Genomic DNA, 15,167 nt, shown 5'->3' on the forward strand with positions numbered 1-15,167 from the left:
TATCTGTTGTAGCTAATGGGTAGCGCGGACGCCGGCGGCGATGGTGCGCAGCTTAGGCAGCACATCGCCCAGCGCCACCGCCTCGCTCGTCTTCAAACCGAAGGCAAAGTAGACCTTCCTGTAGAGCGCGAAGAGTTCGTTATAAACCGCCACGGCCTCAGGGCGTGGTTCCACTGTGCGGAAAGGCAGACATAACTTCTCCTGCGCTTCTTCCACGCTCTTGAATACGCCTGCAGCGATTAATGCGAAGATGCCCGAACCAAGACTCGTCGGCACGCCATCAGGAACCAGCACCGGCTTATTGAACACATCAGCATAAACCTGATTAAGCGTCTCATTCTGCTGCGGAATGCCGCCAGCGTTAATAACGCGCTCCACCGGAACGCCGTGCTCTTCCATGCGCTCAAGAATGATGCGCGTGTGCATCGCGGTTCCTTCGATGGCCGCGAACAGCTCATCCTTTGCGGTGTGCACAAGGTTCCAGCCGAACGTCACGCCCCCCAGCTCAGGGTTTACCAACACAGTCCGATCACCGTTGTCCCAGCTCAAACGAAGGAGCGCGGTCTGTCCTGCCTTATAGTCGCCGAGGCCTTCCGATAGTTCGCGGACGGTCGTTCCCGCTCGTTTGGCGATGGCGTCGAAGATGTCGCCTACAGCGGAGAGCCCGGCTTCAATTCCTGTGCGTTCGGGATGCACGCTTCCCGGTACGACACCGCAGACGCCCGGGATCAGCTCAGTCTTCCTGCTCATCGCGATAATGCAGGTGGAGGTGCCGACGACGTTTACAACATCGCCCTCCTTGCAGCCTGCGCCGATCGCATCCCAATGGGCGTCGAAGGCACCAACGGGAATTGGAATTCCTGCATTGAGGCCAAGCTCGGTTGCCCAATGCTCGTTAAGTTTGCCTGCAACCACCTCGGAGGTGCTGTACTTGCCGATAAGCTTTGCGCGGATACCGTCGAATAGAGGATCAAGCTTGGACAGGAACTCCTGCGAGGGCAGGCCGTCCCAGCGAGGATTCCACATCCATTTATGGCCCATAGCGCAGATGCTGCGCGGAACCTGTTGCGGATCGGTGATGCCGATCAAGGTGGCAGCCACCATGTCGCAGTGCTCGAGAGCGGTGGCGAACTGGTCGCGCTTATCGGGGTTGTTGCGCAGCCAATACAACAGCTTCGCAAAGCCCCATTCATGCGAATAAACGCCGCCACACCACTCGATCGCCTCGAGACCTTCGGCGTGCGCAAGCTCCGTTATCTGCTGTGCTTCCTTGTGGGCACGATGATCGCACCACAGCATGTATTCATCGAGCGGCTGCAGCTGCGCATCGACAGGGATCACGCTCGAACCAGTTGTATCGAGCGCGAGCGCGACGACATCGCTGCCAGGAACCCCGGTCTGTGCAAGAGCCTCGCGGGTGGCCTTCGCCAGCGCCTGCATCTGATCCTGATGCGACTGCGTTGCGAAGTCAGGGTCGTGTGCCTTGCGATGCAGCGGATAGCTTGCCGAAGCCGTGCCAAGCCGACCTTTTTCACTATCCAGCAATGTGACACGAACGCTCAGCGTTCCAAAATCCACTCCGGCAACGATCGACATCAAGACCCTCTTGGCAGCGACGCGGCTGCATAAACTGAGACACTCTTACGACACTAGCTTGCAGTCCAGCAGAGCGTCAATCGGAATAAGAAACCGCTTTCAAAAGGTTTTAACAAGAAACTCGCCTAAAGGCGAGTCCTTGGAATTAGTTGACCTTTTCGACTTCTTTTTTGCCGAGCTTCTTCGACACATCCTTCGGCCCTGGCAGTTGCGATGCATCCCAACCACCACCCAGCGCCTCTATTAGCGCCACCGAGGTCGTCATGCGGCTGGTGCGCAGAGTGACCTGCGCCTGCTGGCTGCTCAGTAGCGTGAGCTGCGCCAGCATCACATCGACATAGGGATCGACGCCAGTCTCATAGCGGCCCTTCTCAAGACTGAGATACTGTTGCGCCGACTTCACCGCCTCATCCTGCTGACCGAGCTGCGTGGTCAGAATGCGCTCGCCAGCGAGGTTGTCCTCGACGTTCTGTACAGCGGTCAGCACCGTCTGGCGATAGGTCGCAACGTCCGAGTTGTAGGTCGCCGTATACTGCTGCACGGTAGCGCGACGCAGACCGGCATCGAAGATGGTCTCGTCGATCGACGGACCTACCGACCAGAAGCGGCTACCCCAGTCGAGCAACTGAGAGATGGCAGAACTTTCGAAGCCACCTTCCGCGCTGAGCGTAAGCGTGGGGAAGTACGCAGCATAGGCCACTCCGATTTCGGCGTTTGCCGCGGCCATCGTGCGCTCCGCAGCCGCAACATCGGGACGCCGCTCCAGCAGCTGCGAAGGCAGGCCAATCGGGATGACAGGCACCTTCGTATCGAAGGTCTTTGCGTCGAGGGAGAACGTGGATGGACTCGTACCGATCAGCATCGCAATCGCGTGCAAATATTGCGCGCGCGCTACGCCGAGGTTGGTCGCCGCCGCCTGCGCGGTCTGCAGCGTGTTCTTCGCTTCTACAACGGAGATGTAGTCGCCAACGCCTGCGTCATAGCTGGCCTGCGTCAAATCTAACGACTTCTGGTCGGCCTCCACAGTCTGCTTGTAAAGGTCACTCAACGCATCCTGCCCACGCAATTCAAAGTAATATGTCGCAAGGCTCGCCTGCTCCAAGAGTCGCTCGTTTTCGAGGTCGGCGGCGCTGACCTGTGCGTTGTATTGAGCATTACGAATTTCGTTGCGAACCTTGCCCCAGAGATCAGGCGCCCAGGATGCGGTTAACGGCAGCGTGAACAGCTGGCTCTGCGTGTTTCCGGTTGTGGAGGTTGTGGTTGTGGTTCCCGTTCCGCTGGTGGTGCCGACCGAGCTCCCCGAGGAGTTCCGCACGTTGGCCGAGGTAGAGGTACGCGTGTACGCGGGCGTCGTGCCGACTGTCGGATACAGACCGGCGCGGGCCTGGGCGATCAGGGTACGCGCAGCCATGTAATTCTCGAAATAGACTTTGATGTTCTGATTATCGATATTCAGTTTGTCTTCGAGCGTGTTGAGGTCGGGGTCGTTGTAGATCTCCCACCATTTGCCGCGCAGCATGGCATCCTGCGGTTGGGCGATCTTCCACTCATCGTTGGCTGCGGGAGCCTCTTTGTAGGCAACCGGAGGTGCCTGCGCTGTCGCCGGCGGCACCTTGTAGTGCGGGCCGACACGGCAGCCCGCGAGGCTGAGCGACGCTACTGCCAAAAGAACTGCTGTTTGATATCGAAGGTTCTTCATAAGGTTCGTATCCATGGTGCTAGATCCATAACGCTAAAGATCAGGAGATCGGTGCTGGTGTCGGCCCCTCTGTGTGCGGTGCGTGTGCTTCATCGCTTCCGTGCCCACGCTTGCTCTCTACCCATAGACGAATGCGGTCAAAAGTGAGATAGACGACGGGCGTCGTGTACAGCGTCAGGAGCTGGCTCACGATAAGGCCGCCAACGATGGTAATCCCCAGAGGACGGCGCAGCTCAGAGCCAGTTCCTGTGCCGAAGGCCAGTGGCAGAGCTCCAAAGAGTGCAGCAGTGGTGGTCATCAGAATTGGGCGGAAGCGGAGAACACAGGCCTTGAAGATGGATTCCTCCGGCGACAAACCCTCCTCCCGTTCTACCTGCAAAGCGAAGTCGATCATCATGATGGCATTCTTCTTCACAATACCGATAAGAAGTACGATGCCGATAATCGAGATGATGTTGAGATCCACGCCAAAGAAGAGCAAAGCGAGCATCGCTCCGACGCTCGCGGAGGGCAGCGTTGAGATAATGGTGAGTGGATGAACGAGACTCTCATACAGCACACCCAGCACGATGTAGACGGCGAGGAGCGCGGTAAGCACCAAAATCGGTTCGGAGCTCAGGGAGTCCTGATATGCCTGCAGCGTACCCGCAAACTGTCCGTGAACAGAGAGTGGCGTCCCCAGCCTTGCCTGCATCTGCGTGATTGCCAGGGTCGCGTCGCTGAGCGCATATCCGGGCGCGAGATTGAAGGAGACCGTCACCGACGGGAACAAGCCGGTGTGGTTCAAAGAGAGTGGAATGTTTCCCTTCGTTGCCTTCGACATCGTCATCAAGGGAGTGTTGCCGCTTGCAGTAGTGCTGCTCGTACCAGTTGGGTGGAAGTAGACGCTCTTGAGGCCGTCGGGTGACTGCCAGTACTGCGGCGCGAATTCGAGCACCACGTAGTACTGGTTAAGCTGCGTGTAGATTACCGAGACCTCAGATTGACCGAAGGCACTGTAAAGGCCCTCGTCGAGTCCGCTCGCTGTGAGCCCAAGCTTGGCTGCGGTGACGCGATCAAAGAACAGCCGCTCATCAAGGCCGCCGTTCTGCTGGTCGGTGTTCACATCCTGCAGGCCCGGCAACTTCTTCATCTCAGCCAGTAGCTTTGGTCCCCAGGTCTTCAAATCATCGAGGGTATCGGCCTGAATGGTGTACTGATACATCGCGTTTCCGCTTCGACCACCGATACGCAAGTCCTGCGACGCTTGCAGAAACGTCGAGGCACCGGGGAGGCGATTCAGCTTCGGACGCAGTTCGTTTATAACTTGCGGAGCTCCTTGGCGGTCTTCGAGTGGCTTCAACGTAATGAACATGCGAGCCGCATTGCCGCCATTCGTAAAGCCCATCACATGCTCGACGGCCTTATCATTCTTGATCGTGTTGACGATCTGCTTCAGCGATGTGCTCATCACTGCGAATGAGGCGTCCTGCGGCCCCTGAATTCCACCCTGAAGCGACCCGGTATCCTGCTGGGGAAAGAATCCCTTCGGGATCTTCACAATCAGGATCACGTTCAGAGCGATCGTCAGAGCCAGAGATACGAGTACCAAAACCGGATTGTCAAGCATCCATCGAAGGCTGCGACTGTAACCGGCGACATTCCAGTTGAAGAACGCCTCCATCCACTCGTAGATCTTGTTGTGCTTCTTGCCGTGCTCACTGCGAAGCACGTAGGCGCACATCATAGGTGTGGTGGTGAGCGAGATGAGCATCGACACAAGGATGGCCGTCGACAGCGTGACCGCGAACTCGCGGAAGAGGCGGCCGACGATGCCGCCCATCAAAAGGATGGGGATAAAGACCGCGATCAGCGAGATGCTGATCGAAACGACTGTAAACCCGATCTCCTTGGCTCCGAGCATGGCTGCGGCGAACGGTTCCATGCCGTCTTCAAGATGGCGGGTGATGTTCTCCATCACGACGATGGCATCATCGACGACGAACCCGGTTGATATGGTCAGCGCCATCAACGAGAGGTTGTCGAGGCTATAACCCAGCGCATACATCACCGCGAACGTCCCGATCAACGAGACGGGCACAGCGACCGCGGGGATGAGCGTTGCCCGGATGTTGCGCAGAAACACGAAGACGACAAGGATGACCAGCACGATCGAAATAATGAGCGTGCGTTCTACATCCACGACCGACGCACGGATCGTTGTCGTGCGGTCTGAAACAACCGTGATGTCGATACCGTTCGGAATCGATGCCTTGATGGAAGGCATCTCCGACTTGATGCGGTCGACGGTATCGATGATGTTTGCGCCCGGCTGACGGAAGATAATTAGCGTGACCGCCCGCTTGCCGTCCATGAAGGCAGTCTGGCGAAGATCTTGCACTGAATCTACGACCTGCGCGACATCGGAAAGACGCACAGCTGCGCCCTTGTTGTAGCCGATAATCACCGGCGCGTAATCTGCCGCGTGCGAGTTTTGATCGTTGGCAAGAATATCCGAGCTCATATTGCCGTCGGAGATCTGCCCCTTAGCCAGATCGGAGTTCTGCACGCTAAGAGTCTGCTGCAGGTTGGCCATGGTCAGCCCGTAGCCGGCCAGCTGATTTGGATTCACCTCAACACGCACAGAAGGAAGCGCGCCACCACCGGCCGTGACCTGACCGACGCCTTGAATCTGTGAAACCTTCTGCTCAACGATCGTCGAGGCCGCGTCATACATCTTCTCGGGACCGTACTTATCCGACGTGAACGCAAGAATCATGATCGGCGAGTCCGCCGGATTAACCTTGCGATAGGTCGGGTTCGAAGGCAGATTCGCTGGAAGATAGGTACGAGCAGCGTTGATGGCTGCCTGCACATCACGAGCCGCACCGTCGATGTCTCGGCTGAGGTCGAACTGGATGGTGATCGACGTGGAGCCCAAGCTGCTGGACGACGTCATCTCCGTTACGCCGGCAATATGACCGAACTGGCGCTCGAGGGGCGTCGCGACGGATGACGCCATAATCTCCGCGCTGCCGCCGGGCAGGCTGGCGTTGACTGAGATCGTCGGGAAGTCAACTTGCGGCAGCGGTGAGACGGGTAACACGCTGAAGGCGATAGCACCGGCGATGGAGATCGCAACCGTGAGCAGCGTGGTCGCCACCGGTCGGTGGATGAACGGTGCAGAGAGACTCATAGCGGCTCCGCAGGTGGAGCGTCATATCCGGAAGGCGCCTCTCCTTGAGCAGCATCGTGGCCGGCGCCATGACCCTTCTCCTCGCCATCCTTCTTAGAACTAAAGCGCTTGCCGAGGTTATCAAAGAAGATGTAGATCACCGGCGTCGTGTAAAGTGTGAGGACCTGACTGAAGAGCAAGCCGCCGACCATGGTGATGCCGAGCGGACGGCGCAGTTCTGAACCGATACCCGTGCCAAATGCTAGCGGAAGGCCGCCGAGCAGAGCAGCCATCGTCGTCATCATAATGGGCCGGAAGCGCAACAGGCAGGCCTGATAAATAGCTTCGGTCGAATCCATGCCGTGATTGCGCTCTGCGTCGAGCGCGAAGTCGACCATCATAATACCGTTCTTCTTTACGATGCCGATCAGCAGAACGAGTCCGATAATGGCAACTACGCTGAGGTCCTGGTGGAAGATCATCAGCGAGATGAACGCTCCCACTCCGGCGGAGGGCAGCGTGGAGAGAATCGTGATGGGGTGGATGAAACTCTCGTATAGCACGCCCAGAACGATGTAAACCGTTACCAGCGCAGCAAGAATCAGCAACGGCATGTTCGAGAGCGAGTTGCGGAAAGAGGCTGCAGTACCCTCAAAATCTGCCTGCATACTGGCAGGCATGTGCAGGTCGTCATGCACCTTATCTACTGCAGTAATTGCTCCGCCAAGCGCCGCGCCGGGGGCAAGGTTGAAGGACACGGTAATCGCTGGGAACTGGCCCTGATGCGTAATCGAAAGCGGCTCGGTCGTCTTCTGGAACTTTGCGATAACGTTGAGCGGAACGCCGCTGCCGACGGCAGAGCTGGTCGTCGTATTTGAGGTGGCGGTGTACGCCAGCGCGCTGGTAGGCGGGGTCAGATTGCCGGAACTGGGCGTGTACTTTACTGAACTCGTCAGCGCATTGGAGCCCGCCGAAGTAGAACCCGAGCTCGACGCCGAAGATGCCGCCGCGCCAGTCGTCCCGGCCGAAGAGTTTGCCTGAATGTAGAGCTTGTTCAAGCTGTCAGGTGTCGTCTGGAATGCGGGGTCAGCCTCCAGGATGACGTGGTACTGATTCAGCTGCGTGTACATCGTGTTGATCTGGCGCTGACCGAAGGCGTCGTAAAGCGTGTTGTCGATCGTGGTGGGCGCAATTCCCAGTCGTGATGCTGTTACGCGATCGATGTTCATATAGATCGCGTTGCCGCCAAGCTGCTGGTCCGTTGCCACATCTTCCAATTCCGGAAGCTCATTCAGCTTCTTGATGAAACGGTTCGTCCAGAGGCTGAGTTCGGCGGGATCGGGATCTTCGAGCGTGTATTGATACTGTGTGCGGCTCACGCGGTCATCGATGGTGATGTTCTGAACCGGTTGCATGAACAACTGAATGCCATCGATGTTGCGCAACCTTTTCTGTAGCCTGCGAATAACATCTGAGGCGCTCGCATCGCGCTGTTCCAGAGGCACGAGGTTGATGGAGAAGCGGCCGCTGTTGATGGTGGTATTCGTACCGTCGGCACCGATGAAGGAGGAAAGGCTGAGCACTGCAGGGTCTTTGAGTATCTCCGCCGCGAGTTGCTGCTGCTGTTTCGCCATGTCCTGGGAGCCGATGGTCTGAGCGGCCTGAGAGATGCCCTGGATCACTCCCGTATCCTGCACGGGGAAGAAGCCCTTGGGGATGATGATGTAAAGGAAGATCGTCAGCAGCAGCGTCACGAGAGCGACGATGAGAGTAATGCCCTGGTGCCGCAATACTACCTTCAACGTACGGCCGTAAAAATCGATCATGCGTTCGAAAACGCGCTCAGAGGCCTGATAGAACCGACCTTCAGTCGCCTTCGGGTCGTGCTTCAGAATGCGAGCCGCCATCATCGGTGTCAGCGTTAGCGAGACGATGGCTGAGATGACAATCGTGACCGCCAGCGTCAGCGCAAACTCGCGGAAGAGCCGGCCAACGACATCGCCCATGAACAGCAGCGGGATCAGCACAGCGATCAGCGAGACAGTCAGCGAGATGATGGTGAAGCCGATCTGCTCGGCACCCTTGAGCGCCGCCTCCATCGGAGGATCGCCCTCTTCCAGATATCGCGAGATGTTCTCGACCATCACGATAGCGTCATCTACGACGAATCCTGTCGAGATGGTGAGTGCCATCAACGAAAGGTTATCGATGCTAAATCCCATCGCATACATCGCCGCAAAGGTGCCTACAAGCGACAGCGGTACAGCCACGCTGGGAATGATCGTCGCATAGAGATTGCGCAGGAACAGGAAGATGACCAGCACAACAAGGCCGATGGTCAGCATCAGCTCGAACTCTACATCTTTAACCGAAGCCTGAATGGAGACAGTGAGATCGGTCAACACCTGCACATCGATACCTGCAGGGAGGTTGGACTTCAACTGCGGCAGAAGATTCTTTATGCTTTGGACGACAGTGATCGTATTGCCGCCAGGCTGGCGTTGCACGTTCACAATGACCGCCGGCGTAAGGTTCATCCACGCTGCCTGCGTGGAATTTTCGATGCCGTCAACGACCGTCGCTACGTCGGTCAGCATGACGGGCGCGCCGTTACGATAGGCGACTACGACCTGTTTATAGTCCGCGCTTGTGACCAGCTGGTCGTTGGCATCAATCTGGAAGTCCTGCCGTGGACCGTCGAAATTACCCTTCGCCGCGTTTACGCTGGCGTTACTTAGGGCAGTGCGCAGATCTTCCAGATTCAAGCCATAAGACGACAACTTCTGCGGGTTTGCCTGGATGCGCACAGCGGGCTTCTGGCCGCCACTGATGCTCACAAGGCCTACACCGGAGAGCTGCGAAATTTTTGGCGCAAGCCGCGTATCCACAAGGTCTTCTACCTGTGACAGTGGCATTGTCTTCGACGTAATCGCCAGCGTCATGACCGGCGCATCGGCCGGGTTGGTCTTGTTGTAGATAGGGGGGGCGGGAAGATTGGCAGGCAAGAGGTTTGAACCTGCATTGATGGCGGACTGCACCTCTTCTTCGGCTACGTCAATATCCAGGGTCAGGTTGAACTGCAACACGATGACTGAGGTCCCACCGGAGCTGGTGGAGGTCATCTGGCTGAGTCCCTGCAGTTGGCCGAACTGGCGCTCCAGCGGAGCAGTCACCGTGGTCGCTACCACGTCCGGGCTAGCGCCAGGGTAGAACGTAAGGACCTGGATCGTCGGGTAGGCCACTTCCGGCAGCGCCGAAACCGGCAACTGCTTGTAACAGACAATGCCGACCAACATGATGGCAGCCATCAACAGCGAGGTCGCTACCGGGCGCTCAATAAACGGGCGTGAAGGACTCAAGGGGCGGTGCTCCCACTAGCTGTGGAATTAGCCGAGGTAGCAGACTTGCTACCCTTGCCCGTACCAGCCATCTGAACCTTCGAACCTTCCTGCAGCTTCTCAAAGCCACTGTTCGCGAGCACATCGCCAGCCTGGATACCTGTAACGGCCGTCAGGCCACCATCATTGACGCCCTCCTGGATGTTCCGGACATGCGCCACGTTATTTTGTAGCAGGTATACGAAGGCTACCGGGCCGTTGTGCTGGATGACTGAGCTAGGGACCAGTGTCACATTCTGCTCGGTGTTCACCAGCAGACGAGCGTTCACAAATCCGTTGGGATAGAGCGCGCTGTCGCTATTCGTGAACAGCGCTCGAGCTTTCACCGTGCCTGTCGTCGTATCAATCTGGTTGTCCAGGGTGATAAGAGTACCCGTGCCAATCTTCTTCGCGTCGCTGCGGTCGAGTGCGTCGACGGTCAGCTTCGCATGGTCTTTCAAGCGCGGCTGAACCTTTGACAGGCTGTCCTCAGGGATGGAGAAGATCACCGTAATCGGTTGCATCTGCGTCACCACGGCCAGCGTAGTAGTGTTGGCCGTGACGACGTTGCCCGGATCCACTAGGCGCAGGCCTACCTTGCCCGAGATCGGGGAAACGATGTGGCAGTAACCGAGCTGAACCTTGTCATAGGCGACCGTGCCTTCGTCGATCTTGACCGTTCCCTTATCCTGGAGCACCAGCTTCTCCTGATCGTCCAGGGTCTGCTTCGGTATGGCATTCTTCGCCCATGCCGTGCGATACCGCTCAGCGTCCATCTCGGCCTGGGCCAGCAGGTTCTGGTCGCGCTCCAGGGTGCCTTCGGCTTCCATCAGGGTCGCCTGATAGGGACGAGGATCAATGTCTACCAGTGGCGTTCCCTTGCCCACGATCTGGCCTTCGGCATAATGCACCGCAATGATCGGCCCGCTTACCTGTGGCGTGATCGTAGCCGTATACACCGGAGTGACGGTGCCGATGGCGTCAACATACACACCAATGTCGCCCTCCTTTGCCGTAGCAGGGGTCAGCACGACGGTTCCACCCGCAGCGCCTTTGCGTCCACCGCCGCTTGCCCCGTCCGATGGCACGCTTTTGTGCCGCTCAATCAGGATATAAGCTGCCGCAAAGACCAAAAGGACTACGACCCAGATGATTACCTTGACGGTCTTACTTTGAGCCGGCGGATGCTCTGGCTCCAGGTAGCTATGCTCCGGGGCAGTGTGCGAGGAACCATTCGATTCGGGTGGCAACATGTCTCTCTTATTCGTGCGCTGGATTTTGGGGTGATGCAGATTGCTTCAGTGGCGACAGAGGTATGACGTTCAAGCACCCCTGAATAGTTGCAGCCTGGAGATAAGCAAACACTGCAGCTGTTTCGGTCTATCCGCTTCAGCAGTTTCTAGACAAGATGGTACACGCAATCGGAACACCGATTGTGATAATCGCCCATAAGCCTATACTCCTGATTCGCAAGGATATAATCCGCCTGAAAAAGATCGCTTTTCAATCGCGAATCCGCGCGACTCTGAGACAGCAGAGCTCTCTGGAAGACGTCTAGGCCTGAATATCCAGCCCCAAATCCAGCGACCGCACGCTGTGCGTGAGCGCTCCGACCGAGATCACATCGACACCCGTGGCGGCGACGGCGGAGACGGACGTCAGCGTGACGCCGCCGCTTGCCTCTACCAACGCCCGGCCAGCGATCAGGGCCACGCCCTCGCGAAGTTGTGCCGGAGTGAAGTTGTCCAGCATGATCGTGTCGACTCCTGCGGCCAAGACGTCGGCGATCTGGTCCATCCGGTCGACTTCTACTTCAATATGCACTGTGTGTGGCAGCTTTGCCCGCGCCGCGATCAACGCGTCCGTAAGGCTGCCGCTATAGCTGTTTTTCAGAATCGCCAGATGGTTGTCCTTCGCCATCACAGCGTCTGAGAGAGAGGTCCGATGGTTATGTCCGCCTCCACAGCGCACGGCGTATCTTTCCAGCAGCCGCAGACCGGGAGTCGTCTTGCGCGTGTCCACGATTCGCGCCTTCGTACCTTCCGCCGCAGCGACGTACTTTGCCGTCACCGTTGCGATGCCCGAGAGCCTCTGTACCAGATTCAGTGCAACTCGCTCAGCCTGCAGGACGCTCCGGGCCGGGCCATGCACAGTCGCCAGCGTCCCGCCGACTGCAAACGTCGCTCCATCCTCTATATGAAACGTTGTTTGGATCGCAGGATCAGTCCAATGCATTGCAGCCGCAAAGACATCCGCTCCAGATAGCACTCCCGGCTCGCGCGCTACCAACTGGGCGGTTACCGTGGCGTCGGCTGGAATCAGCGTCTGCGAGGTGATGTCGCCCCACGGCGCGTCCTCTTCTAGAGCCATTCGCACCACCTTTTCGATCACCGCTGCCGGAACCTTGGCAAAGTCGCTCATACCACCACCGCTACCTTCTCCGCACACACAATCGAGTGCTGCATGTCCACCCGCGTCTCAGGATAATCCGTACGGTAGTGGGCCCCGCGCGACTCCCGCCGGTCCAGCGCCACTGTTACCATCGCCTTCGCAATCGCCAGCAGGTTCGCAGTCTCCAGTTCAGCGACCTCCGTGCAAAATGGATCGCACCCTCGCCAGCTCATCAATTGCTCTGCGGCCTCGCGAAGACCCTCGTTGCTGCGCTCGATACCGACGCGGTTCCACATCAGCGTCTGCAACTCCCCGCGGTGTACCTGCCGGACACCACGTTCTGTCTCCAGCTCTAACGCAAGGATTCCGCAGCTCGACTGCGGCCAACGCCTCACATCGTCCTGCGGCAGCTGCTCGGCACAGCGCCACGCAAACACCAGGCTCTCCAGTAGCGAGTTACTCGCGAGGCGGTTCGCTCCGTGAACACCCGTACAGGCGACTTCTCCGACCGCGTACAGGCCAGCAATCGAAGTCCGGCCCCATATATCGGTCTTCACGCCGCCCATCCAATAGTGCGCTGCAGGCGTTACCGGCACCGGCGTCTTCGACCAGTCATAGCCACGCGCGCGCACCGCCGCATCGATGGTTGGAAATCGCTTCTTCAAGAACTCTTCGACTGATCCCGGCGACCCGAGATGCGTGGCATCAAGCAACACGGGCTGCCCACCCTGCTTTGCCATCTGCCGAGCGATCGAGCGAGCTACCACGTCGCGCGGGGCAAGCTCGGCATCCTTGTGCAGGGCCTGCATAAACCGCTTACCCTCCGCATCGAACAACACTGCCCCTTCACCGCGCACAGCTTCGGAGATCAAAAACGTCTCCTTCGTGGCCAGCGCGGTCGGATGAAACTGATAGAACTCGATGTCCGCGAGCTGCGCGCCCGCGCGCATCGCCAGGGCGACACCATCGCCCGTCGCCACGGCGGGATTCGTAGTGTGGCGATAAAGCTGCCCTGCCCCACCACACGCAAGAACCAGCGCATCGGCTGCAAGCGTCTCGCGACGCCCGTCTTGCAGTATCTGAAGGCCCCGCACGCGCTCATCCTTTACTACGAGATCACACGCAAACGTCTGTTCCATCACACGGACGTTCGCTGCGCGCACCGCCTTCACCAACGTCATCTCCAGGTTCAAGCCGGTGGCATCGCCGCCAGCATGAAGAACGCGGGCATGGGTATGCGCCGCCTCCAAACCGCGTGCCAGTTCCCCGTCGTGTTGGTCGAAGGCTACACCGAGCTGAATGAGATCACGTATCCGCCGCGGGCCCTCCGCACACAGCACTTCAACCGCGAGTGGATCGCACAAGCCAGCGCCTGCACTGAGCGTATCGGCGATATGCTCCGCGATGCTGTCATCCTCAAACATCACAGCAGCGATGCCACCCTGCGCCCACCGCGTATTGCTATCAGCCAGAGCTGCTTTGGTCACAAGCGTCACGGCGTTTTCACGGCTCAGTTCCAAGGCAGCAACAAGTCCCGCAATGCCACTGCCGACAATGATGATCTGCTTCATGCGATCACCAGATCTCGCGCTGGCGGAGCACTTACCTTCGACGCCGGGGGCAGCACACTGAGCATCCGTTCGAGCGCGATACGAGCTGGCACAGCCACGCTCTCCGGCACCTTGATCTGATTCAAAGTTTCACCTCGAACGAACGCCTCCAGTACCCATGCCAGATACCCTGGATGGATGCGGTACATCGTCGAGCAGGGACACACGATCGAGTCGAGGCAGAAGATCGTGTGCTGCGGATATTGATTTGCCAGCCGCTGTACCAGGTTAATTTCGGTGCCAATCGCAAACACCGTCGGCTCAGTTGCCGCTGCAATCGCCTTGGTGATGAAGTCGGTCGAACCCGCGGCGTCTGCCGCGTCGACGACCTCCATCGGGCACTCCGGATGCACGATCACGCGCACACCTGGATGCCGCTGACGTGCATGCGCGATCTGCTCCACCGAGAACCGCTTATGTACTGAGCAGAACCCATGCCATAGCAGCACGCGCGCGTCGCGCAACGTCTGCGCGTCGTTACCGCCGAGGTCTTTGTTCGGGTTCCACATCGGCATCTGCTCCATGGGAATGCCCATAGCTTTGCCCGTGTTACGTCCAAGATGTTGATCGGGAAAGAACAGGACGCGCTGTCCGCGCTCGAATGCCCATTGCAAGACAGCGCTTGCATTCGAGGATGTACAGACGATCCCACCGTGCTCCCCGCAGAAACCCTTCAAGGCTGCGGACGAGTTCATATACGTCACAGGAATAACCGGCTGTAGTCCCTGAGCGTCCGGCTCCGAGCCCAGAAGATCTTCAAGCTGCTCCCAGCAGTCCATCACCGAATCGAGATCGGCCATATCGGCCATCGAGCACCCCGCCGCGAGGTTCGGCAGAATTACCCTCTGCTCAGGCTTAGACAGCATCTCTGCCGTCTCCGCCATGAAGTGAACGCCGCAGAAGACGATCGCCTCCGCTTTCGGCCGCGTCTTCGCCGCCTGCGCCAACTGAAAGGAGTCGCCGACAAAGTCTGCGTACTTTACGACCTCATCGCGCTGATAAAAGTGGCCCAACACCACAAGCTTTTCGCCCAGAGTCGCTTTCGCCGTGTTGATACGACGATCAAGTTCTTCACGCGAGGCCTCTCTATACTCGCGCGGCAAGCCACCCTGCCTTGGAGCATCGCCCGGCAACACATCCCACATCGACGCGCCTGGCCCGTAGCCTGCAGCCTTATCGTCCAATTCCCACGGGGCATCCGCTAGCGCGGACGAACACATCTTTGCAACTACTCCTGGCTGTTCGCCGATGCGAATCAGCTGGATCGTTTCATCTACAGAGGACACGAATCTCACCTCAAATCAATAGAGCCTGCATACCACGCAATCGATTCACAGAAG

8 protein-coding genes are annotated in these 15,167 nt (G+C 58.3%); all 8 read right to left on the reverse strand.

All coding sequences use genetic code 11. The annotated features are described in order from the left end of the window. Positions 1-12: 12 nt before the first annotated feature. Positions 13-1,596 carry a ribulokinase gene (locus tag OHL14_RS08620; protein WP_263378935.1) on the reverse strand — a complete coding sequence of 528 codons (1,584 nt, stop codon included), beginning with the start codon at positions 1,594-1,596 and terminating at the stop codon, positions 13-15. A gap of 145 nt (positions 1,597-1,741) precedes the next feature. Further along, on the reverse strand, positions 1,742-3,310 hold the full coding sequence (locus tag OHL14_RS08625; RefSeq protein ID WP_263378936.1) for an efflux transporter outer membrane subunit: 1,569 nt from the start codon (positions 3,308-3,310) through the stop codon (positions 1,742-1,744). A 25-nt stretch (positions 3,311-3,335) separates the two neighbouring features. Further along, entirely contained in the window at positions 3,336-6,470 is a 3,135-nt protein-coding gene (locus OHL14_RS08630) for an efflux RND transporter permease subunit (protein ID WP_263378937.1), read from the reverse strand. Continuing rightward, a complete protein-coding gene (locus OHL14_RS08635) occupies positions 6,467-9,808 on the reverse strand; it encodes an efflux RND transporter permease subunit (protein WP_263378938.1) in 3,342 nt (1,113 codons plus the stop codon). Before OHL14_RS08635 ends, OHL14_RS08630 begins: the two co-directional genes overlap by 4 nt. Beyond that, positions 9,805-11,079, reverse strand: coding sequence for an efflux RND transporter periplasmic adaptor subunit (locus OHL14_RS08640; protein WP_263378939.1), 1,275 nt, complete (start codon positions 11,077-11,079; stop codon positions 9,805-9,807). Before OHL14_RS08640 ends, OHL14_RS08635 begins: the two co-directional genes overlap by 4 nt. Before the next feature lie 301 nt (positions 11,080-11,380). Beyond that, a complete protein-coding gene (gene nadC / locus OHL14_RS08645) occupies positions 11,381-12,247 on the reverse strand; it encodes a carboxylating nicotinate-nucleotide diphosphorylase (RefSeq protein WP_263378940.1) in 867 nt (288 codons plus the stop codon). Continuing rightward, positions 12,244-13,788, reverse strand: a complete 1,545-nt coding sequence (gene nadB / locus OHL14_RS08650) for an L-aspartate oxidase (RefSeq protein ID WP_263378941.1) — start codon at positions 13,786-13,788, stop codon at positions 12,244-12,246. The genes nadC and nadB overlap by 4 nt, the downstream gene beginning before the upstream one ends. Then, complete coding sequence (gene nadA / locus OHL14_RS08655; protein ID WP_263378942.1) at positions 13,785-15,113, reverse strand: quinolinate synthase NadA; 1,329 nt, start codon at positions 15,111-15,113, stop codon at positions 13,785-13,787. The genes nadB and nadA overlap by 4 nt, the downstream gene beginning before the upstream one ends. Positions 15,114-15,167: the final 54 nt, after the last annotated feature.

The sequence above is a fragment of the Granulicella paludicola genome (genome assembly GCF_025685545.1).
Classification (GTDB): domain Bacteria; phylum Acidobacteriota; class Terriglobia; order Terriglobales; family Acidobacteriaceae; genus Granulicella; species Granulicella paludicola.

Coding starts and splice junctions, on each gene's coding strand:
- nadB (WP_263378941.1), bottom strand. CDS start 13,788: ATGAAGCAGATCATCATTGTCGGCAGTGGCATTGCGGGACTTGTTGCT.
- nadC (WP_263378940.1), bottom strand. CDS start 12,247: ATGAGCGACTTTGCCAAGGTTCCGGCAGCGGTGATCGAAAAGGTGGTG.
- OHL14_RS08630 (WP_263378937.1), bottom strand. CDS start 6,470: ATGAGTCTCTCTGCACCGTTCATCCACCGACCGGTGGCGACCACGCTG.
- OHL14_RS08640 (WP_263378939.1), bottom strand. CDS start 11,079: ATGTTGCCACCCGAATCGAATGGTTCCTCGCACACTGCCCCGGAGCAT.
- OHL14_RS08625 (WP_263378936.1), bottom strand. CDS start 3,310: ATGGATACGAACCTTATGAAGAACCTTCGATATCAAACAGCAGTTCTT.
- OHL14_RS08620 (WP_263378935.1), bottom strand. CDS start 1,596: ATGTCGATCGTTGCCGGAGTGGATTTTGGAACGCTGAGCGTTCGTGTC.